Source organism: Alkalicaulis satelles, from assembly GCF_008630495.1.
Lineage (GTDB): Bacteria > Pseudomonadota > Alphaproteobacteria > Caulobacterales > Maricaulaceae > Oceanicaulis > Oceanicaulis satelles.
This window is the reverse complement of the sequence record NZ_VWOJ01000001.1, coordinates 224,197-249,021: the sequence shown is the minus strand read 5'-3', so window position 1 is coordinate 249,021 and position 24,825 is coordinate 224,197. Positions and strand designations below refer to the sequence as shown.

The window sequence follows — 24,825 nt, the reverse complement described above, 5'->3', positions numbered from 1 at the left end:
GCCCTGCCCGGCCTTTGCGTGCCAGTCTGAAACAGGTTCAGGCCCGCAGTTAACACCTGATTCATATTGCCCTTTCACGCTTAATGCCTCGTTTACCCATTGGCGTGGAAGCGCTGGATATATGGCGCTTGTCCGGGTTAGCCTCGTTCTTGCTTGGATTGGGCAAGTGCGATGAGGCGAGCATGCTTTTCATCATCAGGGCCGCATTCTGGATCGCCGTGGTCGCCGCGTTCGCGCCGGCCGGCTTCACTGCGCCTGAAGACGGCGCCTTCGCCCGCGAAGCCCGCGCCATCCTCTCCACCCCGGCCCGCGAGGCGGCCGAGGCTGCTTCCGGGACCGGAGAGATGGCCGCCAGCGGCCTGTGCGCCGACCATGGCGAGCTGTGCGCCGTCGGCCGCTCTCTGGCGAGCTTCGCCGGCGCCATGACCGAACTGGCCGCCGACCGCACCCGCTCCGCCCTGGATGCGCGCGCCGAGGAGCGCCTGACCTCCGAGGCCGAAGCGCGCCGCATCGAGGCGGCGTTCGCGCGCGCCGCCGGCGAGCCGCATGGCTGACCGAACGGCGCTGGCGCGCGCAGGTTATCTTACGGCTGTCCCCGCTTTACAGCGCCCGGCGCCTTATCCCCGCCCCTGCGCTCCGGCGCTGACCGGATTGCGTGATCGGGTGAGCTGATCGGCGAAGCCGTGATTGGCGTCGCGGTGGCGGGCCTCGTCAGCGCGCACCTCGATCACCACATCGCGCAGGCGCGCATCCTCGGCCAGCTTCCAGTAATCACGGGCAATGGCCGGCGCAGCCACATTCTCGATCGCGCCCGCATCGATGGCGTTGAGATACTGGGTGTAGCTGATCACCGCCTCCTCTTCGAGATAGGCCACGAAGCGGTGGGCCGTGCGCGGCGCAAACAGGTAGAGGAAGAAATAGGCGTTATAGAAAATCGCCTGCGCAATCATGATCATGCCGCGCTCGACGACGCTGGGCTGCGCGATCCTGACAAAGGTCATCAGGTGCATGCGCTCGTTCTCGGCCTCGTCAAGAAGCTCGCGGATCCAGCCCTGGTCGTCGCGGATATGGCGCAGGCATTTGAGATGCTGGAGCAGCCCGCCCACCATGCCCGGCACCGCCGCCACCGTCTCCAGCACCACCGCCCGGTGGCCATAGCGCTTGCGGAAGAACAGGTCGGCGAAAAAGCGCATGAAGCGCACCATGGACAGGGCGATCCGGTCGCGCACGCCCTCCGGCGTCCGGCGGGCGCCCAGATCGAGGTCAGCGTGCGGGTTCATGATCGTGCCTCCTGCATCCAGAATGTCTGTGCTCATGGATGTGGGCGCCCGGCGTGAAAAGCCAAGACCAGGGTCAAAAATGCCGCAGGATGAGTATTGCGTGATCAGATCGGCGCGACTTGGCTCGACTTCACCCGAACCCGCCCGCGTCCAGCCGCGCTTCCAGCTTGGACAACAGGGCCATGAGCCGGGCGCGCTCGTCCGGGCTGAAGCCTTCCAGCAAAGCGGCCTCATAGCGCAGGGCCAGCGGGGCGACCTCGGCATAGATCGCCTCGCCCTCGGGCGTCAGCGTCACATCGCTGGCGCGCCGGTCGTGTTCATTGGCGCTGCGCCGCACCAGCTCGCGCGCGTCCAGCGCCCGGATGGCCCGGCTGACGGTCACCTTGTCCATGGCGGTGGCCTCGCACACGCCCTGGGCCGTGCGCGGCGCGCCTTCGCCCAGCACCGCGATCACCCGCCATTCCTGGATCGACAGCCCGAAGCGGGCCTGATAGGCGCGCGCAATCAGGCCCGACGCCCGGTTGGACGCCACCGACAGGCGGTAGGGCAGATAATCGGCCAGCCTCAACCGCCCCGCAGCAGCGGGGCGGGAGCCGGGCCGGGCGCCGTCGCGGGCCATCACACGCGCGCCCCTCAGGCGCTGGCGGTCTTGATCACGCCGCGCCGGATCTGGTCGAGCTCGATGGATTCAAACAGGGCTTTGAAATTGCCCTCGCCAAAGCCCTCATTGCCCTTGCGCTGGATGATCTCGAAGAAGATCGGGCCGATATTGGTGGTGGTGAAGATCTGCAACAGCAGGCCGTCGCCCTTCTCCGGGTCGCCATCGACCAGGATATTGTTCTTCTTCAGCCGTTCGAGATCTTCGCCATGGCCGGGCACGCGCTCGTCCACCAGCTCGTAATAGGTCTGGGGCGTGGACTGGAATTCCAGCCCGGCGGCGCGCAGCTTTTCCACCGTGTCATAGATGTCCGGCGTGGTCAGGGCGATGTGCTGGATGCCCTCGCCATTGTATTCGCGCAGGTATTCGGCGATCTGGGACTGGTCGTCCGAGCTCTCGTTGAGCGGGATGCGCAGCTTGCCGCACGGGCCGGTCATGGCCCGCGACAACAGGCCGGTATGCTGGCCCTTAATGTCGAAATAGCGGATTTCGCGGAAATTGAAGACGCGCTCATAAAAGCCCGCCCAGGTGTCCATATTGCCGTTATGGACGTTGTGGGTCAGGTGATCGAGCACTTCCAGGCCGACGCCTTTTGTGTCCGCAGCGCCCGGCAGGGGCTCGAACACGCCGTCATAGATGTTCGCATCGCCATACTGGTCGACCAGATAGAGCACCGAACCGCCAATGCCGCGCAGGGCCGGAACCTGATCGCCATCGGCCCACACGCCCTCGCCGAACGGCTCGGCGCCGCGGGCGATGGCCTCGCCATAGGCTTTCTTCGCATCGCGCACCCGGAACGCCATGGCGTTGGCGCTGGGGCCGTGCTTGGCGCGGAACTCGGCGGCCTGGCCGGTGGTCTCGCGATTGACCAGGAAAGTGATGTCGCCCTGGGCCCAGCGGGTGATGTCGCGGCTCTTGTGGCGGCTGACAGGGGTGAAGCCCAGCGTGGTGAAGAGCGCTTCGAGCTTTTCCGGCTCGGGGCTGGTGAACTCGACGAACTCGAAACCGTCCGTGCCCAGCGGGTTCTCGAACAGGTCAGCCATGGCGCAGCTCCTTTGCATATGGGTGTGGCGCGCGCCGCCTGAAGGGCTTGAAATCAGCCCGGCGCCGCGTGCATCGTCATCAGGCAGAATAGTATCATTTGCAACTAATTTCACCCCGTTCGCGCAGGAGCGCCCGTCATGAAGCTTGTTCTCCACGGCTATTTCCGCTCCGGCACCAGCTACCGGGTGCGCCTGGCGCTGAACTGGAAGGGCCTGGCTTACGAGACCGCAGTGGTGAATCTGGTCGATGGCGGCCAGCGCGCGGCCAGCTATCTGGCGCGCAATCCGCAAGGCCTGGTTCCGGCGCTGGAAGCGGACGGGCGCATCCTGACGCAAAGCCCGGCGATCATCGAATGGATCGAGGAAACCTGGCCAGAGCGCCCGCTCCTGCCCGCCGATCCCTATCAGCGCGCCCGGGTGCGCGCCTTCGCCGCCGCCATTGGCTGCGACATCCATCCCATCCAGAACCTGCGGGTGATGAAGAAGCTGCGCGCCGATCACGGCGCCGACCAGGACGGCGCCACGGCCTGGGCGCGTCACTGGATCGAAACCGGTTTCACGGCGCTTGAAGTCCTGGCCGCGGACGCAGGCGGGCAAGGCGGGTTCATCTTCGGCGACGGCCCGTCGCTGGCGGAGATTTATCTGTTGCCGCAAATGTTCAATGCGCGCCGCTTCGGCGTGGACCTGGCGGCGTTCCCGCGCCTTGTCGCCGCTGATGAAGCCGCGCGCGCCCTGCCCGAACTGGCCGCCGCCGCGCCTGAGCTTCAGCCCGATGCGGTTTGACCCATCAGCGCGCCAGCCAGTCGCCTGAAGCGATCGCGCGCGCGCCGGTGAGCGGACGCACCCAGATATAGACCCAGGCCTCCAGCCCTTCAGGCTCCACAAGCCTAAGCCGGCGGCGCTCATAGCGCGTGCGCGCCTTGTCGCCGGGCCAATAGTCCTCAAACGCATCCAGTCTGGGCATGACCTGCGCATCACGCACCGCGAACAGCTCGCCGCGCACCTGGCCCGGCCCGCCGGTGAGACCGGGATAATCGCCCAGATCATAAAGAAGGCCGGGGATCAGGCAGGGGCCACGCGCCTCGAACGCGCCGGCCAGGCCAAAGCGGGCGAACCCGCTCTGCCCGGCGCGAAGCAGGCCGTAGACCGCGATCAGATCGCCGTCCGAAACGCCCGCCCCGTTCACGCCGCCGCCCGCTCCTTCAGGATCGGATGCAGCTTGCCGTAGGTCAGCGCCCGCCACAGCCATTCAAACGGCCCGTATCGGAAGACCTGCAGCCACAGCACGGAGACGATGAGCTGGGCGATCCATACGGCGATCACCAGCTGGACCTGTTCGACGCGCTCCATCGTGCCGTACAGGCCCAGGCCCGGCGGGCCTACGAAGATGAACACCATGACGATGGACTGGGTGAGATAATTGGTGAAGGCCATGCGGCCCGCAGCCCGGAACGGCGCGCGTATGATCGCCATCCAGGGCGCCTTGCAGGCCAGCATCACCAGGGCGGCGTAGCCGAACGCCATCAGCAGCGAACCCACATAATTGGTGGTGGTGTGCACCCACATCCCGCCCAGCGCGAACCCGGTGGCCAGCGCATGCTCCGCGCCCCACCAGACCAGCGGCAGGCCAAGTCCCAGGCCGATCAGGGCGTAGATGAAGTAGCGCCCGGCAGACCATTTCGCGAGCAGAAAGCCGCTCTTGAACAGCGCCATGCCGATGAACATCACACCGATTATGCGCCCGGCGAACGCCAGTGCGCCAAGCTGGCCTATGATGGCTCCAAGGGCGTTATAGCCCCGGCTGTCCAGCCAGCCGGCCTGATAGGCCGCCACCTGGCTGGCCAGCGCCTCGGCGCCAAGGGCCATGTTTACATCTTCCGCGCCCATGCCTTCCGGCAGGAGGGCGAAACTGCCGAACATGGCCAGCATCAAAAGCCCTGTCAGCGCGGTCCAGAACAGGCCCCAGAACACCAGCTTGCCCACGCTCATCCTGCGGAACAGCACCACGATCATGCCCGCCAGCGCATAAGTGAACAGGATGTCGCCGAACCACAGCGCATAGGCGTGCACCAGCCCGAATGCGAGCAGCCACAGCATGCGGCGATAGTGGACTTTGGTGGAGCTGTCCGGCCCGTCACCCACCATCAATACGATACCCGCACCGAACATGGCGGAGAACAAGGTGATGAATTTCATCTCGAAAAAGACGTGCTGGAAGAACCAGGCGGTCTGGTTGGCGCCGGTGAAATCCATATGGGAGGGCGGGTTCTGATAGGCGGTGAACACCATGGCGAACGCCTGGACATTGACCATCAAAATGCCCAGCACCGCGATCCCGCGCAGCACGTCCAGGCTTTCAAACCGGTCTTTCGCCGCCACCGGCGCTGCTGTGATGCTCATCCCTGCCCCCTGTTCAACATCCTGACCTGACGCTCACGCTGTCGGGTTCTGCGCCTTCATGCAACGCTTTGATAGGAGCCTTGGCGGAAGATTACCAAGAATTCACCGCTTTGTGAGACGGTTCCGCCTTGTCAGCGCGTATGCGCGCCCGCATAAGGGCCAGACTCGAAAGGATGACGCCCATGTCTCTCCTCATCGATCTGTTGCATATCCTGGTTGCGGCCATTCTAGCCGTGCTGGGCCTGACCTATGAGCGCGACGACAGCGACTGTCCGCCCGTGCGGTTTGAACCCGCCGCCCATTACAGCACTGAGGCCCCCCCGTTCGCCATGGAGCCTGCCGTGAACCAGGCCGGTCAGGACGCCCGCTGGCGCGCCATCACGCGCGAGTGCGAGCCCCGGCGCATCAGCGCAACGCTTCCTGTGCTTTAACTCCAAGCCCGCAAGGCCTAAAACAGAGTCGCACAGCGTCCGGTTCCGTCCGGACGCGAACCGTGCGCATGGCGCGCACAGCTTTGAAACCGCGGGGCGCAATGGCCGCCAAAGACCTGAAATCAAAAGACAAACCGGCACACACTGCGCCGGATGCTCACGCCCTTGAGATTGCCGAAGCCAGCGGCGGCGCCCTGTCAGCGGCGTCCGCCTCGACCGATGTCAGCGCGCCTCCTGCGCCCGCCGACATCCCGCCCGCACGCGGCGGAGGATGGCTGGCGTTTCTGGGCACGGCCTTCGGCCTGCTCTGGCTGGGCGGCGCCGGGGCGTATCTGGCCGGCTATACCGATCTGGCGGCGCTGACCCCGGCGCAATTGGCGGGCCTGTCCGTGTTCGCCGTCGCGCCTGCCCTTTTGTTCGTTCTCGCCGGCCTTCTGGGCCGCGAAGTGGCGCGCGCCGGCGCCCGGGCCCGGCGCCTGGATCTGGCGGTCGCGCGCCTGGCCGCGCCTTCGGGTCATGCCGAGGCCGACACGGCCCGTCTGGCCGACGCCATCTCCATGCAGATCGACCGGGTCAACGCAGCCATGGAAAGCGCGCTGGCGCGCCTGGCGGCCATGGAAGAGGTGATCACCCATCACGCTGACAGCCTGGAGGACAGCTCGGGCAAGGCGCGCGAGCGCGCCGAATCGCTGGTGGACTCCTTGCGCTCGGAGCGCCAGAAGCTGTCTGACGTCTCTGAAAGCCTGGATGACAAGGCCGCCCTCATCGCCGCGGCCATCCAGGACCAGTCGAAAATGGTGGCCGCCGCCGCAGAACTGGCCGAATCGCGCGCCGCTGACGGTGAAAAACGCATCCGCGCGGGCGCAGACCGCCTCAAGTCCGCCGGCGAGAGCGTGGAGGATGCGAGCAACCGGGTCACCCTTTCGCTGGACGCCCGCTCCACCGAGCTGCGCGACATGGCCGACGCCCTGAAAGCCCGCAGCGAAGGGCTGGAGGCGGCCTATCTCAAGCACCGCGAGCGTCTGGGCGAGGCCAGCGAGGTCCTGCGCAAGGAGCAGGAGAAGATCGCCGCCTCGCTGGACTTCCACAAGGCCGAGCTGGAAACCATGACCCGCACCGCGCGCGGCGGCGCCGATACGCTCAAGGCCGCGGCGGAAAAATCCGGCGAGGTGTTCGAAAGCGCTGTAGAGGCCGCCCTGAAGCGCGCCGAGACCCTGGCCGATCTGGTGCGCAAGGAAAGCGAGTCCGCCGCCCGCGCCCAGGACTCCGCCCTGAAACGCCTGCGCGAGGCGGCTGAAGCGGCGCGCGAAACCGCCGAAGCGGCCAAGGCGAGCCTGGACGCCCAGGCCGGCGCCGCCGAAGCCGCGCTGGAGCGTGTGAGCGAGGCCGGATTTGAAGCCGCACGACGCTCTGACGACGCCTTCCAGGCGCGGCTCAAGGAAGCCGAGGTGCTCACCGAAAAAGCTGCCCACGCCGCCGAGACCGCCTCTGAAGCCGTGCGCAAACGGCTCGCCGACACGCTGGAAGCCTCGCGCGCCGAGACCGAGCGGGTGGAGCGCCAGCTGGCCGAGCTGCGCCGGCGTCTGGAATCGGCCCCCGATGCGGCGCGCGGCAGCGCCGAAGCCATCGAGCGCGCCCTGTCGGACGGGCTGGAGCGCCTGACACAGACCGCCGCCGAGGCCAGCGACAACGCCCGCGAAATCGACGCCCAGTTCCAGGCCCGCATCCGCCAGAATTACGAATTGCTGTCCGATTTCATCCTGCGCATGGGCTCGGTGGCGGGCGGACGCAAACCCATCGATCTGCCCGTCAATGAACTGCCCGACCCGCTCAGCGCCCGGCGCAGCGGCGAACCGCGCGCCAAAGCGCGCAGCCCGCGCGGCGATGAGGACGCAGATGACGGGGCGCCAGCCTCTGACCCTGAAGACCGCCGCCCATCCGCCGCACGCGCCGCAAAGGACGGCCGCGAGGACGCCCATCGCGATGCGGATGAGGATGACGATGACGCCGCAGAGGCGGAACGAGAGGGCAGCCAGAGCCCGGGCGGACGCGATCCCGGCTGGCGCTGGCGCGACCTGCTGGCCAGCATGGATCCCAAGGACGAAGACCCCGAACCGGGCGCCAGGAAACGCCGCTAGGGCGATACCGGCGCGCCCGGGGATTGCGCACGATGTGTGTTTGCCTGATCATACAAATCAGGACCTGAGACTGACGTCTCAGGCCGCCAGCAAAGCGGGCGCGCGTCCTTGACCCTAGCAGCACTTGTTTTTGCGGCTCTTGTATTTGAGCTGAGCGATGCCCCCCTCATCCCCGTCGCGGGCGGGGAGGCAGCGCTGTCCCGTCAAGGACTCGAGTTGGTCTGGAGCGGCGACACACCAGCGCGCCTCGATCTGACGCCCCTCACCGAAGGGGCGCCGGAAGACTGGCGTCTTGCCCGCGTGACCTGTGGCGCGCCTGATTGCTCATGGGGATTCGCCGGCATCAGCCATGTGTTTGATACCACACGCGGACGCCTGGCCGGCTTCGACCGCAGGCAGGGGATGCACGCACACCTTCTGATCCGGCGTGGGTATTATCCACAGACCCGGATCGCACCCCTGACAGACACAACTGCTCTGCTCCTCTCGCCCGGCCGGGTGCTGTTTGACAGGCCTGGCCCCTGCGGAACGCGTGCGTGTCAGTCCCTGTCCGCCTCGCTCAGCATGGTCATGCGCTCGGGTCCCGCGAACTGGGCGCCCCATACAGGCCTGAGACTTTACGAGACGGCTGCAACACAAACCGGCCTGTTCGCCCTGTCGCGGGGCGCCGGCCACGTTCTGGTTCAGGAGATCGAGGCGGACTCGATCAACTGGACGCTTTTCGATCCCTTTAGCGGTCCGCGGCCTGTTGATTTGCCGGCTGGTCCGGTTTTCGCCTCCCATGAAGGCCGCGTCCTGTTCGACGCCAATCCCGGCGGGGATGCCGCCACATTTGGCCTTATGCCTGGTCACTGCATCACCAACGGCTGCGAGGACAGCGAGATCATCCATTTTGCGCCCTTGACCCCGGACCGCCAGACCCCGGCCCTGAGCCTTGGAGGCGACGGGCGCCTGTTCATGATCCGCTGGGAGGATGGCGCGTCCGTGCTCTACAGCGCACCTGCCGAACCAGGCGGCGCCTTTTCAAAGGTTGGCGGCGCCCCACAGGGCGTTCACCTCCAATTCGAGGTGCTTGCAGGCTTTTCCGGTGTTGGTCTCAGCGCCCAGGCGCCCGCCGGAGACCGGCGCTGGATTCATCTGGAAATCCGTGACGGCGAAACGTTCATTCACGATCTCGCCCTGCAACCCAGCTGGTTTGAGGTCCGGACGAGCTCCGGACGAGCCCAAAGCGCTGATGGACAAGCCATTCCCTACACCTTGTTCGAGCCCTTGGAGCCAGCCTCTGACCCATGCGCCCCGCTTCTGGTCCATGTTTACGGGGGGTACGGCGCGCCCAGCCAGCCAAGGCCCTTGTTTGGCGCAGAACGCCAGTGGATCGAAAATGGCGGACGCGTGGCCATCGCCCATGTGCGGGGTGATGGCGCCTTCGGCGCTGAATGGGCGGCATTGGGAGAATCCGACCGCTGGCGCACGATTGAGGATTTGCTAGGCGTAATCAGGCATTTCCATGAAGCGGGCTTGGCCGCGCCGTCCTCAACCTTGATCACGGGCGGCAGTTTTGGAGGCGCTCTGGTATTGGCGGCCGCTGCACACGCACCCGACCGCATCGCAGGCGCTGATGCCGGCTCTCCTCCCTTGCGAGGCGGGACGTTAGATGAATCCCTGACAGCCTATCTTGCGCTTGATCCACCGTTGCAAGGGCGGCTGGAGGGCATGCCGGTCCTGATCCGGGCCGGCTCGCACGACCGTGTCACGTCGCCCGATGACCTTCAGGCTTGGAGGGCGATTTTGTCCCGCAACGGGGCAGAGGTCACCGCCCTCATATTTGATGGCCTGCCCCATGAATGGCGCGGATCAGATCATCCTGCCGGACATGCCGCTGAAGCGCGCATCGCGTCATGGATGCTTGAACGCGTGACGCCCGAGACTGCCTGCATGCCATGAACTGGCGCCGATCCGGGCTGTCACTGGCCGGGCCGCTCGTGCGGAATAGATCATGGGACGGGGCTTTGGGGCTTTGAGGAGCGCGCCGCCATGCTGACCCGCCGATCCGTGTTTGCCGGCCTTGGCCTGATCACCGCCGCCGCGCCCGCCTGGGCCCGGCGCGATGACCCTGACCTGTTTGAACACCCGGACATCACGCCCTGGGGCGCCGAAACCATCGATTACGCCGCCCTCACCGAGGCCCAATGGCGCGAGCGCCTGACCCCGGACCAGTTCCGCATACTGCGCCGCGAGGGCACGGAGCGCCCGGGCTCCAGCCCGCTCAACCGGGAAACCCGCGACGGGATTTATGTGTGCGCGGGCTGCGCCCTGCCGCTGTTTTCCTCGGCCGCGAAATATGAGAGCGGCACGGGCTGGCCGAGCTTCTGGGCGCCCATTGAGGGCGCGCTCAACACCAAGATCGACTGGCGGCTATGGACCCCGCGCACCGAGTATCACTGCGCGCGCTGCGGCGGCCATCAGGGTCATGTCTTCGAGGACGGCCCCCGCCCCACCGGCCAGCGCTGGTGCAATAACGGCCTGGCCCTGAACTTCGTGCCCCGGCCCGCGCAGGGTTAGTGCGCAGGCAGACGGTAGAAAACGATCTCCCCGTCGCGGCTGATCTCCAACACGTGATTGATCATGACGCTCATGGGATCGCCATTCGCCGACAGAAATCTCATCGCCTGATCCAGCAGATCCCTGGCGCCTTGATAGCCGAGATTGGGCAGGATGATCAGGCCGGGATGGAGCGTCGTCCGGCCAACCAGCTTGCGGAAATCACGGGCGTTTTCTGTCACGATGACCAGGTCTTCGGCCAGAGCGCGCGCCAGCACCTCGTCATCGCGCTGCCCGCGCCCGCCCTGATCCAGCGGATGGATGGCGTAACCCAGTCCCTCAGCGTTGATCGCCCGCGCCAGCCTGGGTGGCAGACACTCGTCTATGAACAGGCGCAAAGCCCCCGCGCCCGGCTCAGCGCGCGCCCGGCGCGCGGCGCGCGCGGGGACCGCGGCGCGGGTGGGTGCGGGCGAAAATCTGCGCCGCTTCAAAGGCCTCGCGCGGGATATCCGGGTAATCACCCGTCAGCTCGTCCAGCGTTTCACCATCAGACAGCCGCCCCGCGAGCGCATAAACCGACAGGCGCGTGCCCCGGATCACGGGCAGCCCGCCCAGAATGTCAGGGTCGCTGATGATCCAGTCATCGCGCAGGCGCGCATAATTGAGCGCCGCCACATAGCTGGCCGCCGCCAGCCGGTCCACATCAAGGATAAGGCCTTCGGCCACTTCAACCGGCGCCAGCACCGGCCCCATCGCCCTCAGCCGGCTGGCGATCCGCTTCTTGTGGCGCACAGGCAGATCGGCGAGCCCCGCCCGTCGGATCGCAGCAAAATAGGCCACATCATGGGCCGATACATAACGCGTCTGGCCACCCTTCATGCGCGCTGCGCCTTGTGCGGGCCTGATCACCTTGTGCTCGATGGCCTTGGCCACATCACCGCCCGGCACGCCAGCCAGCACGGCGGCTTCGCGCAGCGTGAGATTTGAGGCTGGCGCCATAATTCACTCCCTTTCAGGATTGAATTATGGCCACGCCCGCCCAAAGCTGCAAGGCGCAGCCGGTACTAAAGCTCGATCATCTCCACCAGCAGGCCGTCCGGGCCGCGCAAGGTTCCCGAGCGCTTGCCGTTATAGGGCGCGCCGTCGCGCACTTTGGGGGCGGTGACCCACTCGCCCTGGATCGAGTCGAAATCGGGATGCAGGAAGCTGCCCACGCAGCAGCCCGGGACCAGCATGCCCTCATGCTGGGGGCGCACGGTGGCGGCGGGCGGATACTGGTCGAGCTCCAGGAACACGTCGCGGCCATGAATGCCGGTGGAGATGGTGTGCAGCTCGTTGCGCGGCGTGCCGAAGGCGTCGGCCAGCATGTGATACTCGATCTCCATCACCCGCCCCGTCTCGAAGCCCAGCGTGTCATCGAACCATTTCAGGCTGGCGTGCATGTCCGAACAGCCGATCACCAGGATGAACAACCGGTCGATGGGCGCGGTGGCGCGCGGCAGGTCATAGGCCGGCAGGTCATCGCGGATCTGGGTGAGATAGACGATCTCGCCATCCGGCCCCTTCATCTGCATGGGATAAATCGCAGGCAGGCCCTCGATCTCGCGCGGCGGACCAATCACCTCGAACGGCGAGGGCTTGATGCGCTCATGGGCGGCCAGCACGTCCTGGACGCAGATCTCGATGGAGTTCCATCCATAGGTGGTCAGCGGCTTGTAGCCCGGCACGGGCGGCTGCTCGACCAGGCGCAGATAGATCTCCGCGCCCGAGGCCGGCGCCATCACCAGGCTGCGCGCATCCGCCGATTTGGGCGCTGCGAAACTGGCGGCCAGATCGGCCCCCAGCGTCCCGCGCGACACCGTGGAATAGTCCAGATAATCGCGATAGAGCGCCTCGGCGGCGTCCAGATCGGCGACGGTCAAGGTGGCGGCGCGCAACAGCTTCATGATCAGACCTTTCTCTACCGGCGCGGTTTCGCGCCGAACCAAGCACCAGCCGGGCTCGCCACGGCCCGTTTAATTGATATACCATTTACGCTGCGCCGGTGCGCAAGTCATGACCTGCGTTTTGTCTGAAGGCCGAGAACACTCCGGAGAGACATCCATGCTGATCCCCCTGCTCGCCAGCCTGGCTCTGGCCGCCTCCCCGCCCGCCATGGCGGCGCCTGACTTGCTTACCGGTTCCGAGATCGTGGCGCGCGCCCATGAGGCGGCGGGCGGCGAAGCCTGGCGCGATCCCGGCTCGCTCTACATGGAAGGCTATGGCCTGTTCTGGCGCGGGGGAGCGGACTTCGTGCGCTATGAGCCCTACCGCATGTGGCGGGTGTATGAGAGCGACAAGCCCGATGCGCGCCAGGCCAGCGGGCGGGTGCGCATCGAGGCGTTCCGGGAGGGCGAGATCGTGTTCCAGCTCGCCTGGGACGGCGAGCGCTCCTACAATCAGGACGGCCCGGTCGAGGCCGGGTCGGACGAGTGGGCCTCCAATTTCGGCTTCGGCGCCATCCGCCACGCGTTTGACGCGGGCTGGACGATTGACCGCCTGCCCGATGATCTGGTGGATGCCCAGCTCGCCTACACCGTGCGCCTGAATGATCCGGCGGGCAGCGCCACGATCTTCTCCATCCGTCAGGACGATTTCGCCATCGTGCGGGTGGGCTTCGACACGCCGCGCGGCTGGCACGAGCGCCTCTATTCGGATTTCTACGCCAACACGCCCGGCGGCTTTGTCCAGCCCGGCCGCGTGCGCCTCTATTACAATGGCGTGAAAGCCAACGAGGTCCACTGGACCGCCTTCACCACCGGCGAGAGCTGGGACGATTCCCTGTTCCGGCTGGGAGTGGAGGACTAAAGCCTACTGGCTGGCCCAGACGATGCGCGCCATCCACACGATGTCGGCGGTGTCCAGCACCCGGTTGTCATAGGCCGGGTTGAGCGAGACGAGCTCCACGCTCTGATTGGTCACCCGGCCCAGCTCCTTGGCCATCACCTCGCCCGACCGGGTCTTGACCACCACCCGGTCGCCGCGCCGGGGCGCGGCGTGGGGGGCGACCACGATACGGTCGCCATCACGATAGACCGGCGCCATGGAGTCGCCTGCAATCTCCAGCGCATAGGCGTCCTCGTCATCGACGCCCGGAAAGCGCACCTCTTCCCAGCCCGCGCCTACGGGAAAACCCGCATCGTCGAAATAGCCGTGACTGCCCGCCTGGGCGAAACCGATCAGGGGCACCGAGCGCCCCCCCGCCGCCCCCGCGGCCAGAGCGGCGAAATCCTCAAATCCCAGACGCGCCGCCGCCAGCGCCTTGGCGATGCTTTCGGTGGAGGGCCAGCGCAGCTTGGTCCCGTCGGCGCTGATACGCTTGGACGGGTTGAAGGTGGTGGGATCCAGGCCTGCCTGACGCGCCAGTCCGGACGGGCTCAGGCCCGTGCGCTCGGCCAGCCGGTCAACGCCGCGCCAGATCTGGGAATGGGTGAGCATGCCTTCCCCCGTGCGGAGAACAGAACCCCTGCATAGCAGGACTATTTTCCTTTTCCAAGCGCACATCACGGACCGTAATCGGATCAGGAGGCGGGGCGCGGCGCGCTTGGCCCTTGCCTGCGCTGCTCTGGCGCCGTACCGCCATGGTCCATGAGCGAGACCCTGATCTACCGCATCGCCGAACCGGGCGCCCTGGCCGCAGCCTCCGTCTCCGGCGCCTATGAGGGCGAGGCCCATGACCGGGCAGACGGCTTCATCCATGCTTCCAGCCTGGCCCAGCTGGCCGGCACGCTGGAAGCCCATTACGCGGACCACCAGCGCCTGGCCGTTGCGGTGATTGACGCAGGGGCGCTGGGCGGGACGCTGAAATGGGAAGCCTCGCGCGGCGGCGAGTTGTTCCAGCATATTTACGGCCCCCTGCCCTTCAGCGCGGTGCGCGCGGTTCATCTGATCACCCGCGGCCAGGACGGCTGGCGCCTGCCCCAGGAGCTGTGCCCATGATCACCGGCGCCGCCGCCCGACTGATGACGCTGCTGCCGTCCGAGCGCGCGCATCGCGCCGCGCTGGACGCGCTGGCCAGAGGGCTCGGGCCCAAGGTGAATACCGCGCCGGACCCGGCGCTGGCGTGCGCGCTGGCGGGACTGGAGCTGCCCCATCCGGTGGGGCTGGCGGCCGGGTTTGACAAGAATGCCGAGGTTCCCGACGCGCTGCTGGCCGCCGGTTTCGGCTTTGTGGAGGTGGGCGGGGTGACCCCCCGGCCCCAGGCTGGCAATCCCGCCCCGCGCCTGTTCCGCCTGCGCGCCGACAAGGCGGTGATCAACCGCATGGGCTTCAATAATGAGGGCCTCGACGCGGTGAAGGCCCGGCTGGAAGCCCGTCAGGGCCGGGCGGGCGTGGTGGGCGTCAATCTGGGCGCCAACAAGGATTCTGAAGACCGCGCAGGCGATTACGCCATCCTTCTGAAGTCCCTGTCCGGGCTGGCGGACTTCTTCACCCTCAATATCTCCTCGCCCAACACGCCGGGCCTGCGCGATCTGCAGGGGGCTGACGCGCTTGATGATCTGCTACAGCGCATCAATGACGCGCGCTGGGCCGAGCCGGTGTTTCTGAAAGTGGCGCCGGACCTGGAAGACGATGATGTCGCCATGATCACCGAGGCGGCCCTGCGCCACCGATTGTCAGGCCTCATTGTCTCCAACACCACGCTGGCGCGCCCTGACACGCTCAAGAGCCGCCACAGGGGCGAGACCGGCGGGCTGTCCGGCGCGCCGCTTAAAAGCCGCTCCACTGCGCTCGTGCGCGCTTTTCACAAGCGTTCAGGCGGCGCCTTGCCGATCATAGGCGTGGGCGGGATCGACAGCGCTGAGGCGGCCTATGAGAAGATCCGCGCCGGCGCCAGCGCGGTCCAGCTCTACACCGCCCTCATCTATCAGGGGCCGGGCCTGGCCGTGCGCATCCGCGACGGCCTTGCCGCCCTCCTAAAACGCGACGGCTTCGCCCGGCTGTCGGACGCGGTGGGCGTGGACGCATAGATGCTGGAGCTCACCCTCATCCTCGTCATCGCCGCCGGGGTGCTGTTCGTGCTCTTGCGCCCGCGCGCCAAACGCCTCACGGGCAAGGCCGAGGACGCCGCGCGCAAGGCGGTGGAGCGCCGCCTGCAGCAGGACGGTCAAGACCGCGATGAAACGGGCGGAAAAGGCGCAGACCCGCGTTCTTGATTGAGCCCCGGTGCGGGCCTAGTGTCGCGCCGCACTCGCCTGCCTGTCTTCCAAGCCCGCCCCGGACACGCCATGACCGCCCGCACAGCGCCCTCGTTTCAGGACCTGATCCTGACCCTGCACCGTTACTGGGCCGACCAGGGCTGCGCCATTCTCCAGCCCTATGACGTGGAGGTGGGCGCCGGCACGCTGCATCCGGCCACCACGTTGCGCTCGCTGGGGCCGAAGCCGTGGCGGGCGGCCTATGTGCAGCCCTCGCGCCGTCCCGGCGACGGGCGCTACGGGGAGAACCCCAACCGGCTGCAGCACTATTACCAATATCAGGTGCTTCTGAAGCCCTGCCCGGCCGATATTCAGGACCTCTATCTGGGCTCGCTGGACGCCATCGGTATCGACCGCAAGCTCCATGATGTGCGCTTTGTGGAGGATGACTGGGAGAACCCCACCGTGGGCGCCTGGGGGCTGGGCTGGGAGGTCTGGTGCGACGGCATGGAGGTGAGCCAGTTCACTTACTTCCAGCAGGTCGGCGGCCTCGATGTGGAGCTGGTCTCGGGCGAGCTGACCTACGGGCTGGAGCGCCTGGCCATGTATGTGCAGGGCGTGGAGAACGTCTACGATCTCGACTTCAACGGCGCCGGGCTCAGCTATGGCGACGTGTTCCTGGAAAACGAGCGCCAGCACTCGGCCTTCAATTTCGAGCATGCCGATGTGGACATGCTGATCGAGTGGTTCAAGGGCGCCGAGAAACAGTGCATGGCCCTGCTCTCGCTGGAGACGCCCCTGCCCCTGCCCGCCTATGACTGGTGCCTGAAGGCGTCCCATCTGTTCAATCTGGTCGATGCCCGCGGCGCGATATCCGTGGCCGAACGCGCCAGCTGGATCGCGCGGGTGCGCGAGCTGGCAAAGGGCTGCGCCAGCGCCTGGGTGGACCAGCAAAAGCGCGAGGCGGCGTGATGAGCGACCTTATCGTCTGGCATGGCCCCAATACCCGCTCCACCGGCACGGTGTGGCTGGTGGAGGAGCTGGGCGCGCCTTACGAGCTGCGCAAGGTCGATGTGTTCGGCGGCGCCACGCGCGAGCCTGACTTTCTGGCCGTGAACCCGGCGGGCAAGGTTCCGGCCATCCGCCACAAGAACAAGACGCTGACCGAGATGGCCGCCATCTCGCTCTATCTCGCCGACGCCTTCCCCGAGGCAGGCCTGGCGCCCGCCATCGATGACCCGTTGCGCGGTGATTATCTCTACTGGTCGGTGTTCCGCCCCGGCGTTCTGGAGCCGGCCATCATCACCAAATCGCAAGGCCTGGAGCTGGATCCGCGCATGGTCGGCTGGGGCGACTGGGAGACGGTGCTGTCCCTGGTCGAGCGCCAGCTGGCCAGCGGAGACTATATCCTGGGCGACAATTTCAGCGCCGCTGACATATTGATCGGCGGGGCGCTGGGCTGGCTGAAGCATTTCAAGCTGATGGGCGAAAACTCGTCCATTGACCGCTATATCGACCGGCTGCACGCGCGCCCCGCCTATGCGCGCATGCAGGCGGCCAACACCTGACGGACCGGACGCGTGGCTGAGCTTCTGATCGAATTTTTCTGCGAGGAAATCCCCGCGCGCATGCAGGCGCGGGCCGAGGCTGATCTGGCGCGCCTGATGGGCGATGCGCTCAAAGGCGCGGGGCTGGGCTGGGACTCCCTTGAAACCTTTTCCGGCCCGCGCCGCCTGGGCCTTGTGATCAATGGCCTGCCGCTCAAGACCGACGCCGTGCGCGAGGAGCGCAAGGGCCCGCGCACCGATGCGCCCGAACAGGCGCTGCAAGGCTTCCTGCGCGGGGCGGGGCTGGCGAGCCTCGACGCCTGCGAGGTGCGCGAGGACAAGAAGGGCGCGTTCTATATCGCCGTGATCGAGACGCCCGGGCGCGAGACGGCCGATGTCATCAAAGCCGCCCTGCCCGACATCGCGCGCAATTTCCCCTGGCCCAAATCCATGAAGTTCGGCGAGGGCGAACGCGCCCAGCGCTGGGTGCGCCCGCTGCACCGGCTGATCTGCCTTCTGGACGGACAGATCATCCCGGCTGAAGTCTTCGGCCTGACCGCCGCCAACATCACCGAAGGCCACCGCATCCATGGCAATGGCCCGTTTGAAGTCTCCTCCTTCGCCGATTACGCCGCCAAGCTCAAAGCCAATGGTGTCCTCCCCACCCGCGCCGAACGGCGCGAGGCGATCCTGGCCGGTGCGCGCGATATCTGCGCGAACGCCGGCCTTGAACTGATGGAGGATGAGGGCCTGCTCGAAGAGGTGACGGGGCTTGTGGAGCATCCGTTTGCCGTGCTGGGCGATATGGACCCGGCCTTCCTGGACCTGCCGCCCGAGGTCATCACCCTGACCATGAAGACGCACCAGAAATATTTCGCGGTGCGCGATCCCAAATCCGGCGCGCTGGCGCCCAAATTCGTGACGCTCGCCAACCAGACCGCCCCCGATGGCGGCGCGGCCATCGCTGCGGGCAATGCGCGCGTGCTCTCGGCGCGCCTGTCCGACGCCCGCCATTTCTGGGACCTCGACCGCGCCAAGGGCCTCGACGCCATGGCGCAAGAGCTGTCCAAGGTGACGTTCCACGATCAACTTGGCACGATGGCCGACAAGAAAGAACGCATCGCCGCGCTGGCGCGCGAGCTGGCGCCGGCCGTGGGCGCCGACCCGGACCTGGCCGAAACCGCCGCACGCCTGGCCAAGGCCGATCTGGTCAGCCAGATGGTCTATGAGTTTCCCGAGCTGCAAGGCGTGATGGGCCGGTATCTGGCGCTCGACGCCGGGATGGACCCGCACATCGCCGACGCCATCCGCGATCACTACAAGCCGCAAGGCCCTTCCGACGCCGTCCCCACCGCGCCGGTCAGCGCCGCCGTGGCGCTCGCCGACAAGCTCGACACGCTGGTGGGCTTCTGGGCGATTGATGAAAAGCCGACGGGATCGAAGGACCCGTTTGCGCTGCGGCGGGCAGCGTTGGGAGTTATTCGGGTGCTTTTGGCTTCGAACATTACAGTTTCACTTAAGGATATCCTTCCCGAACATGTCCTGTGGCTCAGGCGTCGTGTCGAGCTTGTACGATTTGACAGAATTTCCGATAGCATCAGCAGGAAGTATCAAAGCGGTGAGATCGATGGTGAAGAAGCCAATCGTCAAATGGGGGCGGTGCCGAGGCCGACTTTACTCACTGAAGAACAAAAGAAATTCTATGTATTTGAGCAGATCGATGCTGGAATTCTCGCCTTCTTCGCCGACCGCCTGAAGGTCCACCTGAAGGACGAAGGCATTCGCCATGACGTGATCGACGCGGTGTTTGCACTGGGCGATGACGATCTGGTGCGCGTCACCAACAAGTCGCGCGCGCTGCAGGCCTTCCTCGACACGCCCGACGGCGCGGCGCTGCTGGCCGGTTACCGGCGCACGGCCAATATCCTGTCGGCGGAGGAGAAGAAGGGGTTTGATCTGAGCGCAGCGATCGCTGAAGCGCTTCCCCCCTCCGTCCCGGGCGGGGCCCGGGACACCTCCCCCGTAAACGGGGGAGGAAAGAATGCCGGCGCTTCGGACGGTTTTCCTCCCCCGCCTGCGGGGGAGGTGGCTGGCGCGCAGCGCCAGACGGAGGGGGGAGACCTTTCCGAAAGCCCGTCCGCCGCCCTGCTCATCGCCATCGCGAAAACCGCCGCCGCGCCGGAAGAGCGCGCTCTGATCAGCGAAATCCAGGCGGCCGAAGCGGTCGCTGCGAAAGCGCTGGGCGACGAGGACTTCGAATCGGCCATGGCCGCCCTCGCCCGTTTGCGCGAACCCGTGGACGCTTTCTTCGAGGCGGTTGTCGTGAACGACAAAGACCCTATTGTGCGCCGCAACAGATTATTGCTTTTGTCCCGGATTCGCGCAGCGGCGGACGCTGTGGCGGACTTCTCCCGGCTGGAGGGCTGAAACGCCCGGACCGGCTGTGACTTGCGTGGTGAGGCCTTGAGATGACGAAGTGGGTGTATGCGTTCGGCGCGGGCTCCTCTGACGGGGACCGCAATGACAAGAACCTTCTGGGCGGCAAGGGCGCCAATCTGGCCGAAATGGCGCGCCTGGGCCTGCCGGTTCCGCCGGGCTTCACCCTGAGCACCGCGGTGTGCACCGCCTATTACGCCAATGAGCGCGCCTACCCCGCCGAGCTGGACGCCCAGGTGGAAGAAGCGCTGGCCGCGCTGGAAGCCCAGGTGGACAAGCGCTTTGGCGATCCGGCCAATCCGCTGCTTGTGTCGGTGCGCTCGGGCGCGCGCGCGTCCATGCCGGGCATGATGGACACCGTGCTCAATCTGGGCCTCAACGACGAGACCGCCGAGGGCCTGGCTGCGCTGTCGGGTGACCGCCGCTTTGCGCTGGATTCCTACCGGCGCTTCATCACCATGTATTCCGATGTGGTGCTGGGCGTGCCTCACGAGACGTTCGAGGACATCCTCGACATGTTCAAGGAGGATCACGACTACACCCTGGACACCGAGATCACCGCCGAACAGTGGGAAGAGGTGATCGCCCAGTACAAGCAGGCGGTCCAGGACGCGCTGGGCCATCCCTTCCCCACCGATCCGCGCACCCAGCTCTGGGGCGCCATCTCGGCGGTGTTCGGCTCGTGGATGAATGACCGCGCGGTGACCTACCGGCGCATGTATGACATCCCGGCCAGCTGGGGCACGGCGGTCAATGTCCAGGCCATGGTGTTCGGCAATATGGGCGAGACGTCGGCCACGGGCGTGGCGTTTACCCGCGACCCCTCCACCGGCGATAGCGGCTATTACGGCGAGTTCCTGATCAACGCGCAGGGCGAGGACGTGGTGGCCGGCATCCGCACGCCCCAGTGCCTGACCAAATCCATGCGCGAGCGCATGGGCGACACCCAGCCCTCCATGGAAGAGGCCCTGCCCGAGGTGTTCGCCGAGCTGACCAAAGTCTTCGACCAGCTCGAGCGCCATTATCGCGACATGCAGGATATCGAGTTCACCGTGGAGCGCGGGCGGCTGTGGATGCTGCAGACCCGCTCGGGCAAGCGCACCGCGCGCGCCGCGCTGAAAATCGCCGTGGACATGGTGGCCGAGGGCCTGATCGGCGAGGAGGAGGCGGTGCTGCGCGTTGACCCCTCCCAGCTTGACCAGCTGCTCCATCCCACCATTGACGACGCCTATCAGCGCGATGTGCTGGCCAAGGGCCTGCCCGCCTCGCCGGGCGCGGCCAGCGGCAAGGCGGTGTTTGATTCCGACGAGGCCGAGGCGATGGCCGGCCAGGGCGAGAAAGTCATCCTGGTGCGCGTGGAAACGAGCCCCGAAGACATTCACGGCATGCACGCCGCCCAGGCCATCGTCACCGCGCGCGGGGGCATGACGTCTCACGCCGCCGTGGTGGCGCGCGGCATGGGCCGGCCTTGCGTGTCCGGCGCGGGCGAGATCCGCATCAATGCGGGCGAAAAGCTGTTCACCGCGCGCGGGCGCACCATCCGCCAGGGCGATGTGATCACCGTGGACGGCGCCACCGGCGAGGTTTTGTTCGGCGCAGCGCCCATGATCAAGCCGGAGCTGACCGGCGATTTCGCCGCCCTGATGGTGTGGGCCGACAAGGCCCGGCGCATGAAGGTGCGCACCAATGCCGAAACCCCCGCCGACGTGCAGACCGCGCGCGAGTTCGGCGCCGAGGGCATCGGGCTGTGCCGCACCGAGCACATGTTCTTTGACGCCGACCGCATCGCGGCGGTGCGCGAGATGATCCTGGCCGACAGCCAGGCCGGGCGCGTCAAGGCGCTGGCGAAAATCCTGCCCATGCAGCGCGACGATTTCGCCGACATCTTCCGCATCATGGAAGACCGGCCCTGCACCATCCGCCTGCTGGACCCGCCCTTGCACGAATTCCTGCCCCATCACGCCGATGACGTGCGCGCCGTGGCCGAGGCCACGGGCGTTGCGCCCGAGGCGCTGATGGAACGCGCGCGCGACCTGTCTGAATCCAACCCCATGCTGGGCCATCGCGGCTGCCGGCTGGGCATCACCTATCCCGAAATCTACGAGATGCAGGCGCGCGCCATTTTCGAGGCGCAGGCGCTGGTGGAGCGCGAGACCGGCGTGAAGCCCGTGGCCGAGGTGATGATCCCGCTGGTGGCCGCCGCGCGCGAGCTGGAAATCCTCAAAGTGCGCGTGGCCGCCGTGGCGCGCCAGGTGGAGGCCGAGACCGGCGTGGCGCCCATCTATCTGATCGGCACCATGATCGAACTGCCGCGCGCGGCCCTGCGCGCCGCCGACATCGCCGCTCACGCCGAATTCTTCTCCTTCGGCACCAATGACCTGACCCAGACCACGTACGGCCTGTCGCGCGACGATGCAGGCAAATTCCTGGGCGACTATCTCGAAGCGGGGATTTTTGAAAAGGACCCGTTCGTGTCCATCGACCAGGACGGGGTGGGCGATCTCATCCGCATCGCTGTCGAGCGCGGCCGCAGCGCCCGGGACGACCTGAAACTGGGCATTTGCGGAGAGCATGGCGGGGATCCGGCCTCCATCGGATTTTGCGAATCAGCCGGGCTCGACTATGTGTCCTGTTCGCCATACCGCGTCCCGATTGCGCGCCTTGCCGCCGCCCAGGCCGCCCTGCGCGCCAAGTCGTGATCGCTTTGACTGGCTGGGGACTTGGGGCGTTATTGCCGCAGCGCACAAGAGCTGCCCAATTTTCGCCCCACCTTCCCACTATTGACCGCGGCCCTTGAGCGGCATACCTGCTCGTTTCATGGTTCATTCCTTGCAAAGAGTTGTCACTGACACTCTCGATGACAAGGCGACGTCCGGCGCTGATTCGCATTCACGCGAACCCGCACGCCGGGCGCCATTCACGGAGGCTGCATGCTGGCCGCCAAAAACCTGATGCGCCGTTCGCGGATCGCGCTGCAAAGCGCGGGCGCTGTATGCGCTTTCGCGCTGGTGGCCGGGGCTGTGGCCCTGGCGCCCGAGCGCGCGCGCGAGCAGGACGAGGCTGCCGTCTGGCGCGCCCTGGCCGCCGCCTATCTCGAAGCGGGCGACACCCATGACTGGGACGCGCCGCAGCCGCTGGTGTTCGCGGCCTTCACCATCCATCCGGACGCCGATCAGGGCGCCTTTGTGCTGACCCGTTCGCTCGATGACCTGCGCACGTTTGACGCCGGACACCTGCAATCGGCCCGCATGAACGCGCGCGAGCGCCAGTGCCTGGCCGAGGCGGTGTTCTATGAGGCGCGCGGGGAAAGCTTCGCCGGCCAGCTGGCCGTGGCCGAAGTGGTGCTCAACCGGGTGCGTCACCGCGCCTGGCCGGACACGATCTGCGGCGTGGTGTTTGAAGGCGCTGACCGCGTCACGGGCTGCCAGTTCTCCTTCACCTGCGACGGCTCGCTGGAGCGCGCGCCCTATGGCCGCTCCTGGCGCCGGGCCGAGCTGGTGGCCGATCACGCCCTGATGGGCTTCGCCCGTCCGGTGACCCGGTCCGCGACCCATTTCCACACGATTGCGGTAGACCCGTACTGGAACAGCTCGCTGGTCCAGACCCGGCGCATCGGCGCCCATATTTTCTACCGCGAGCCCAATCTGTCAGAGCGCCGCCTGCTCAGCGAACGCGAGCTCTGAGCCCTTAAACAAGCAATCAATAAAAACCCCGGCGCAGACCTGCGCCGGGGTTTTTTGTGCTGGCGTGAGCCCGCGGTCAGTCTGTGGCCACCTCCGGCTCTCCGAAGTAAGGCAGGCTGATATCGGCCATGTCGGCCAGCCCCACAAGGATGATCAGGGCCACCGCCACCGGCGCCAGCCAGCGGATGGTGAAGCGCCAGTAGGCGAAGAAGGCCGCGCTGGCCTGGTTGAGCTCGGTCAGCATGAGCTGCTTGGACACCACCCAACCGGTGAACACAGCAATCAGCAATCCGCCCAGCGGCAGCAGGATATTGCCCGACACCTTGTCGAGCACGTCGAAGAAGCCGTCCACCGAGAAGGCCGCGCCCACGCCGAACATGAAGATGATGGCGCCGAAGAACAGCGACGAGCCGACCCGTCCAAAGTCGGTATGTTCCTCACCGAACGAGACGATCACCTGCAAAAGCGAGATCGAGCTGGTCAGGGCGGCGATGAAGGCCAGGGCGAAGAAGGCCGTGCCCAGCCACTGCCCGCCAGGCATCTGGGCGAAGACCGAAGGCAGGGTCTCAAAGAACAGGCCCGCGCCCGCCGCCGGGTCCAGGCCGAAAGCGAACACGAAGGGGAAGATAGCCAGACCCGCAATGATCGCCACCATGGCGTCGGCGCCGGTGATGATCCCCGCCGACTGGGGCAGATTGTCATCACGTCTGAGATAGGAGCCGTAAGTGATCATGATCGCCGAGCCCACCCCGATGGAGAAGAAGGCCTGGCCCAGGGCCGCGATCACGGTCTGCCCTGTCACCTCGCTGAAATCGGGCGTGAACAGGTAAGTCAGCGCCGCGCCCATATCCCCGGTCACGCCTGCATAGACCACCAGGCCCACCAGCATCAGGAAGAAGATCGGCATCAAAATGGTGACGGCGCGCTCAATACCCTTGGTGACGCCAAAACACACAATGGTGATGGTCACGGCCATGAACAGGGTGTGCCAGCCGATCACGGTGGACGTGTCGCCCACCAGCGTCCCAAAAGCGGAGGCCACCGCCTCGGGCTCGGCGTTGACGAAAGCGCCTGACGCCATCTGGAACACGTAGGCGGCCACCCACCCGGCCACCACCGAGTAGAAGCACAAGATCATCACCCCGCCGGCCATGGCGACCCAGCCGGCGATGGACCACATCTCCGAAGCGCCTGCATCGAACGCCATCTTGCGCGTGGAGCCCACGGCCGAACGCCGGGCGTGACGGCCCACGGACAGCTCGGCGATCAGGATGGGAAAGGCGATCAGCGCCACGCAGGCCAGATAGATCAGCACGAAGGCCGACCCGCCGTTTTCGCCCGCCATATAGGGAAAGCGCCAGAAATTGCCCAGGCCGACGGACGAGCCGATGGCCGCCATCAGAAAACCGAAACGCGTATTCCAGGTGATCGTCCCGCCGCTGCCGGCCATCGCCGTCTCCCCCTCTGGCGCTGGCGTCCAGCGTGTGTCAC

At 66.5% G+C, this 24,825-nt stretch carries 25 protein-coding genes; 15 read left to right on the top strand and 10 right to left on the bottom strand.

Going from position 1 to position 24,825, the window contains the following annotated elements; genetic code table 11:
• Positions 1-182: 182 nt before the first annotated feature.
• Positions 183-554 carry a hypothetical protein gene (locus tag F1654_RS01215; protein WP_150021686.1) on the top strand — a complete coding sequence of 124 codons (372 nt, stop codon included), beginning with the start codon at positions 183-185 and terminating at the stop codon, positions 552-554.
• A 63-nt stretch (positions 555-617) separates the two neighbouring features.
• Here F1654_RS01215 and F1654_RS01210 read toward each other — a convergent pair whose 3' ends face one another.
• The 3 genes from F1654_RS01210 to hppD all read right to left on the bottom strand — a co-directional run bounded on the left by F1654_RS01210 (position 618) and on the right by hppD (position 2,981).
• Positions 618-1,280 (bottom strand): alternative oxidase, encoded by a 663-nt coding sequence (locus F1654_RS01210; protein WP_150022510.1) that lies wholly within the window; start codon positions 1,278-1,280, stop codon positions 618-620.
• A 130-nt stretch (positions 1,281-1,410) separates the two neighbouring features.
• Positions 1,411-1,899, bottom strand: a complete 489-nt coding sequence (locus tag F1654_RS01205; RefSeq protein ID WP_150021685.1) for a MarR family winged helix-turn-helix transcriptional regulator — start codon at positions 1,897-1,899, stop codon at positions 1,411-1,413.
• 14 nt (positions 1,900-1,913) lie between these two features.
• Entirely contained in the window at positions 1,914-2,981 is a 1,068-nt protein-coding gene (hppD, locus tag F1654_RS01200; RefSeq protein ID WP_150021684.1) for a 4-hydroxyphenylpyruvate dioxygenase, read from the bottom strand.
• Between the two features lie 138 nt (positions 2,982-3,119).
• On the opposite strand from hppD, the gene maiA reads away from it, so the two are divergent.
• A complete protein-coding gene (gene maiA, locus F1654_RS01195; protein WP_150021683.1) occupies positions 3,120-3,764 on the top strand; it encodes a maleylacetoacetate isomerase in 645 nt (214 codons plus the stop codon).
• A 4-nt stretch (positions 3,765-3,768) separates the two neighbouring features.
• On the opposite strand, the gene F1654_RS01190 is transcribed toward maiA, so the two are convergent.
• Both F1654_RS01190 and F1654_RS01185 read right to left on the bottom strand, forming a co-directional pair.
• The gene (locus tag F1654_RS01190; RefSeq protein ID WP_199200412.1) at positions 3,769-4,167 is read right to left on the bottom strand and encodes a gamma-glutamylcyclotransferase family protein; all 399 of its coding nucleotides are present in this window, start codon (positions 4,165-4,167) and stop codon (positions 3,769-3,771) included.
• Complete coding sequence (locus F1654_RS01185; RefSeq protein ID WP_150021681.1) at positions 4,164-5,381, bottom strand: DUF418 domain-containing protein; 1,218 nt, start codon at positions 5,379-5,381, stop codon at positions 4,164-4,166. Before F1654_RS01185 ends, F1654_RS01190 begins: the two co-directional genes overlap by 4 nt.
• Positions 5,382-5,563: 182 nt before the next feature.
• Here F1654_RS01185 and F1654_RS01180 point away from each other — a divergent pair, with 182 nt between their 5' ends.
• The 4 genes from F1654_RS01180 (at position 5,564) to msrB (ending at position 10,512) form a co-directional block, all read left to right on the top strand.
• The gene (locus F1654_RS01180; protein WP_150021680.1) at positions 5,564-5,812 is read left to right on the top strand and encodes a hypothetical protein; all 249 of its coding nucleotides are present in this window, start codon (positions 5,564-5,566) and stop codon (positions 5,810-5,812) included.
• A gap of 101 nt (positions 5,813-5,913) precedes the next feature.
• Entirely contained in the window at positions 5,914-7,950 is a 2,037-nt protein-coding gene (locus F1654_RS01175) for a hypothetical protein (RefSeq protein ID WP_150021679.1), read from the top strand.
• Between the two features lie 570 nt (positions 7,951-8,520).
• Complete coding sequence (locus tag F1654_RS01170) at positions 8,521-9,894, top strand: alpha/beta hydrolase family protein (protein WP_199200411.1); 1,374 nt, start codon at positions 8,521-8,523, stop codon at positions 9,892-9,894.
• Positions 9,895-9,984: 90 nt separating this feature from the next.
• Positions 9,985-10,512, top strand: coding sequence for a peptide-methionine (R)-S-oxide reductase MsrB (gene msrB, locus F1654_RS01165; protein WP_150021677.1), 528 nt, complete (start codon positions 9,985-9,987; stop codon positions 10,510-10,512).
• Here msrB and F1654_RS01160 read toward each other — a convergent pair.
• From F1654_RS01160 to F1654_RS01150, 3 genes are all read right to left on the bottom strand, one after another.
• A complete protein-coding gene (locus tag F1654_RS01160) occupies positions 10,509-10,889 on the bottom strand; it encodes a DUF5615 family PIN-like protein (RefSeq protein ID WP_150021676.1) in 381 nt (126 codons plus the stop codon). The two genes, msrB and F1654_RS01160, sit on opposite strands and share 4 nt — an antisense overlap.
• Before the next feature lie 16 nt (positions 10,890-10,905).
• The gene (locus tag F1654_RS01155) at positions 10,906-11,490 is read right to left on the bottom strand and encodes a DUF433 domain-containing protein (protein WP_150021675.1); all 585 of its coding nucleotides are present in this window, start codon (positions 11,488-11,490) and stop codon (positions 10,906-10,908) included.
• Between the two features lie 65 nt (positions 11,491-11,555).
• Complete coding sequence (locus F1654_RS01150; protein ID WP_150021674.1) at positions 11,556-12,437, bottom strand: VOC family protein; 882 nt, start codon at positions 12,435-12,437, stop codon at positions 11,556-11,558.
• Positions 12,438-12,594: 157 nt separating this feature from the next.
• Here F1654_RS01150 and F1654_RS01145 point away from each other — a divergent pair, with 157 nt between their 5' ends.
• Complete coding sequence (locus F1654_RS01145; RefSeq protein ID WP_150021673.1) at positions 12,595-13,338, top strand: hypothetical protein; 744 nt, start codon at positions 12,595-12,597, stop codon at positions 13,336-13,338.
• 3 nt (positions 13,339-13,341) lie between these two features.
• Here F1654_RS01145 and F1654_RS01140 read toward each other — a convergent pair whose 3' ends face one another.
• The gene (locus F1654_RS01140) at positions 13,342-13,968 is read right to left on the bottom strand and encodes a S24 family peptidase (protein ID WP_150021672.1); all 627 of its coding nucleotides are present in this window, start codon (positions 13,966-13,968) and stop codon (positions 13,342-13,344) included.
• Positions 13,969-14,118: 150 nt separating this feature from the next.
• Here F1654_RS01140 and F1654_RS01135 point away from each other — a divergent pair, with 150 nt between their 5' ends.
• The 8 genes from F1654_RS01135 to F1654_RS01100 all read left to right on the top strand — a co-directional run bounded on the left by F1654_RS01135 (position 14,119) and on the right by F1654_RS01100 (position 23,334).
• Positions 14,119-14,469 carry a DUF952 domain-containing protein gene (locus F1654_RS01135; RefSeq protein ID WP_150021671.1) on the top strand — a complete coding sequence of 117 codons (351 nt, stop codon included), beginning with the start codon at positions 14,119-14,121 and terminating at the stop codon, positions 14,467-14,469.
• Positions 14,466-15,500, top strand: a complete 1,035-nt coding sequence (locus F1654_RS01130) for a quinone-dependent dihydroorotate dehydrogenase (protein ID WP_150021670.1) — start codon at positions 14,466-14,468, stop codon at positions 15,498-15,500. Before F1654_RS01135 ends, F1654_RS01130 begins: the two co-directional genes overlap by 4 nt.
• The gene (locus F1654_RS01125) at positions 15,501-15,686 is read left to right on the top strand and encodes a hypothetical protein (RefSeq protein ID WP_150021669.1); all 186 of its coding nucleotides are present in this window, start codon (positions 15,501-15,503) and stop codon (positions 15,684-15,686) included.
• 72 nt (positions 15,687-15,758) lie between these two features.
• A complete protein-coding gene (locus tag F1654_RS01120) occupies positions 15,759-16,640 on the top strand; it encodes a glycine--tRNA ligase subunit alpha (RefSeq protein ID WP_150021668.1) in 882 nt (293 codons plus the stop codon).
• Complete coding sequence (locus tag F1654_RS01115; protein ID WP_233205047.1) at positions 16,640-17,236, top strand: glutathione S-transferase family protein; 597 nt, start codon at positions 16,640-16,642, stop codon at positions 17,234-17,236. Before F1654_RS01120 ends, F1654_RS01115 begins: the two co-directional genes overlap by 1 nt.
• 12 nt (positions 17,237-17,248) lie before the next feature.
• Positions 17,249-19,642, top strand: a complete 2,394-nt coding sequence (gene glyS / locus F1654_RS01110) for a glycine--tRNA ligase subunit beta (protein WP_150021666.1) — start codon at positions 17,249-17,251, stop codon at positions 19,640-19,642.
• Positions 19,643-19,683: 41 nt separating this feature from the next.
• Entirely contained in the window at positions 19,684-22,350 is a 2,667-nt protein-coding gene (ppdK, locus tag F1654_RS01105; protein WP_150021665.1) for a pyruvate, phosphate dikinase, read from the top strand.
• Positions 22,351-22,581: 231 nt separating this feature from the next.
• A complete protein-coding gene (locus F1654_RS01100; RefSeq protein WP_233205046.1) occupies positions 22,582-23,334 on the top strand; it encodes a cell wall hydrolase in 753 nt (250 codons plus the stop codon).
• Between the two features lie 76 nt (positions 23,335-23,410).
• Here the strand turns inward: F1654_RS01100 and F1654_RS01095 are convergent, their stop codons facing one another.
• On the bottom strand, positions 23,411-24,784 hold the full coding sequence (locus tag F1654_RS01095; protein WP_150021664.1) for a sodium-dependent transporter: 1,374 nt from the start codon (positions 24,782-24,784) through the stop codon (positions 23,411-23,413).
• Positions 24,785-24,825 lie beyond the last annotated feature (41 nt).